This is a genomic window from Kineococcus glutinatus, from assembly GCF_039542765.1.
GTDB classification, from domain to species: Bacteria; Actinomycetota; Actinomycetes; order Actinomycetales; family Kineococcaceae; genus Kineococcus_A; species Kineococcus_A glutinatus.
On sequence record NZ_BAABIL010000257.1, the window covers coordinates 1 to 3251 of the forward strand.

Annotated in this window: 3 protein-coding genes; all 3 read right to left on the reverse strand. The window is 77.2% G+C overall.

Annotated elements, in window-relative coordinates; genetic code table 11:
* Nucleotides 1-1194, reverse strand: a 1194-nt coding sequence (locus ABEB16_RS10680) for a methyl-accepting chemotaxis protein (RefSeq protein WP_345712237.1), incomplete at its 3' end; no start/stop codon positions are given.
* 128 nt (nt 1195-1322) lie between these two features.
* A complete protein-coding gene (locus ABEB16_RS10685; RefSeq protein WP_345712238.1) occupies nt 1323-2378 on the reverse strand; it encodes a GGDEF domain-containing protein in 1056 nt (351 codons plus the stop codon).
* A gap of 61 nt (nt 2379-2439) precedes the next feature.
* Nucleotides 2440-3153, reverse strand: coding sequence for a Crp/Fnr family transcriptional regulator (locus ABEB16_RS10690; protein WP_345712239.1), 714 nt, complete (start codon nt 3151-3153; stop codon nt 2440-2442).
* Between the last annotated feature and the right edge of the window lie 98 nt (nt 3154-3251).

Here is a 3251-nt window from a genome sequence, read left to right on the forward strand (position 1 = left end):
CCCGGCCCGCGCGGCCTCGATGGTCGCGTTCAGCGCCAGCAGGTTCGTCTGCTCCGCGATGGACGTGATGAGGCCCACCACGTCGCCGATCTCCCGGCTGGAGGCGCCGAGGCGGCGCACCGTCTCGTCGGCGGCCCGCGCCGAGGCGACGGCCGTGCCGGAGACCGCGCCGGCGTCGGCCGTGGAGGCGGCGATCTCGCGGATGGCCGCGGACATCTCGTCGCCGGCCGCGGCGACCGTCCCCATGCTCGCGCTGATCTCCTCCGTCGCGGCGGAGGCCGTCTGCGCCTGCGCGGCGGCCAGGCGGGCGTCGTCGGCCATGCCGCCGGCCAGCGACGTCAGCTCCGCCGACGACGTGGCCAGGGTGCCGGCGCTGGCGACGACGTCGCGCACGACGTCGCGCAGGTGGCTGGTGGTGCGGTCCAGCGCCCGCGCCATCGCGCCGACCTCACCGCCCCCGACGACACCCGTCGCGGCGGTCAGGTCGCCGTCGGCCACGCGGTCCAGGACACCGGTCAGCGCCCGCAGCGGCCGGGTGATGCCGCGGGTGATGAGCAGGGCCGCGCCGACGGCCAGCACCAGGCCCGCCAGGAGGATCGCCACGATGAGCACCTCGCCCCGCCGGGCGGTGGAGACGAAGTCCTGCCCGGCGGCCAGCGCCGCGCCCGCCCGGTCGGTCTCCTCCGCCAGGGCGACCTCGTACGCCTTGCGCAGGTCGCGGTTGGCGCCGAAGGACACCTCGACGGCGGCGGCGTGGTCGGTGCCGGCCAGCTCGACCTCCTGCGACAGCGCGCCGAACCAGGCGTCGAGCTGCTGCTCGAGGGCGTCGAGGGTGCGCTGCTCGGCGGGCGTGGCCACCTCCCGGGCGGCGGCGAGGCCCTGCGCCACGGCGTCGCGGCGACCCAGGGCCTCGTCGGCGAACTCCGCGTCCCGGGTGAGCAGGAACCCGCGCTCGTCGTTCGCGGCGGCCTTCGCGGCCAGCGCCACGTCCTGCAGGCCGGCGATGTAGGGCACCGCGCGGCCGACCTCGTCGTGCCGGTGCTGCCCGAGGTCGCGGACCACCCACAGGGCGAGGACGCCCACGGCGACGGTGGTCAGCGCCACGAGCGCGGTGGCCAGCAGCACCCGGCTCCCCACCCCGCGGTTCGCGAGCGGTCCGCCGGGGCGGGTGGTGCCGGTCGCTGCGTCGTCCATCGGGGGACCTTCCGTCTCGGGGAGGGCGCCGCGACCGGCGGCACCGGGTTCCCTTCGGACGGTGGACGGCGGACCTGAGGGCTCGGGGCAACCGTCCACCGGGAGTCCACCCGCGCCGGGGAGGTGCGTCAGGAGGACGGGGCCAGGAGCGCCGGGCCGGGTGCGGCGGCGGGCCCGGAGGCCGTCTCCACGCGGTCGCGCCCGTTCCGCTTGGCGCGGTAGAGGGCCTCGTCGGCCCGCCGGTACAGCTCGTCGACGTCGTCCACCACCCGCCCGGCGGCCACGCCCGCGCTCACGGTGAACCGCGGCAGGCCGTCCCGGCCGCCCACCGCCGCCACCGCCCGGCGCAGCGCCTCGGCCACGGCCGCACCCCCGGCCAGGTCCACCCCCGGCACCACCACGAGGAACTCCTCGCCGCCGAGGCGGGCCACCACCGCACCCGCGGGGACCTCCCGCAGCAGCAGTGCCCCGAGGCGCCGCAGCACCTCGTCGCCCACCTGGTGCCCGGCGGTGTCGTTGACGCGCTTGAAGTGGTCGACGTCGACGAGGACCAGCGCCACGTCCCGGCCCGCCGCGCCGTGCTCGGCCCGCCAGCCCTGCCCGACCTGCGCCAGGCCGTTGCGGTTGAGCACTCCGGTCAACGGGTCGACGGTGGCCTGCCGGCGCAGCTCCTCCAGCAGCCCGTCCACGCGCGCGCGCAGCCACGTCACGGCGAGCGCCACCAGGGCCAGGGTGAGCCCCACCGTGCCGAGGGACTGCCCCACGACGGCCGGGGCGGCACCGGCGAGCGCGAGGACGCCGGCGTGGACGGCCAGCAGGACGCCGAGCTGCACCCACGTCTCCCGGCGGCTGCGCAGCAGGCCGATCTGCAGGACGAGCTGCACGAAGAGGATGGAGCCGCTCGCCGCGGTCGCGGCGTGGGCACCGTTGACCGCGTAGTTGGCGATGCCCACCGCGCCGGGGACGATGGCCGCGCTGAGCAGCCAGGCCGGCACGTGGCGGGCGAACAGCAGCAGCGCCGCACCCATGACGACGCACGAGCTGGCGAAGACGTGCACGAACGGCGAGCCGGCCATCGTCAGGGCCATGCCGGAACCGACGATCGCCATGACGCCGCTGATCCGGGCGTCGATCGTCCTGGCCCGCCGGCTGCCCAGGGCGGGCACGTCCCACCGCGTGCTCACCTGCGGGTGGTCGGCAGCGGTGGTGGCGGGCTGGAGGTCCCGTCACCCGTCCGCCGCGGGTTCAGCGGGCCCGGCGGGCCAGCCGCTCCACGTCGTGCAGCACCACGGCCCGCGCCTCCAGCCGCAGCCAGCCGCGGGAGGCGAAGTCGGCCAGCGCCTTGTTCACCGTCTCCCGCGAGGCGCCCACGAGCTGGGCCAGCTCCTCCTGGGTGAGGTCGTGCGCCACGAGCAGGCCGTCGGCGATGGGCCGGCCGAAGCGGCGGGACAGGTCCAGCAGGGCCTTGGCGACGCGGCCGGGCACGTCCGTGAACACCAGGTCGGCCAGCGCCACGTTGGTGCGGCGCAGCCGCTGGGCCAGGGCCTGCAGCAGGTGGCGGGCCACCTCCGGGCGCCGGGCCAGCCACTCCAGCATCTCGTCGTGGCTCAGGGCCATCAGGTCGGTCTCGGCCACCGCCCGCGCCGAGCTGGTCCTCGGGCCGGGGTCGAACAGCGACAGCTCCCCGAACATCTCGCCGGGCCCCATGATGGCCAGCAGGTTCTCCCGCCCGTCCGGCGCGGTGCGGCCCAGCTTGATCTTGCCGGAGCGGATGACGTAGACGCTGTGGCCGGGCTCGCCCTCGGAGAAGAGGACCTGCCCGCGCTCCAGGTGCACCGCCTCCATGGAGGACAGCAGCGCGGCCGCGGCGGCGTCGTCCAGGGCCGCGAACAGCGGCGCCCGGCGCACGACGTCGCCCGCCCGGTCGCCGCCGCCGCCCCGCAGCTCCCCGTCGTCCACGTCACGCTCCCTCTCCGGCCGGTCCCGCACGTCGCAGCGCGGGCCCCGGCGGCACCCGGGTGCCGCCGGGGCCCGCGCTGCGGCTCAGTCTGCCGCAC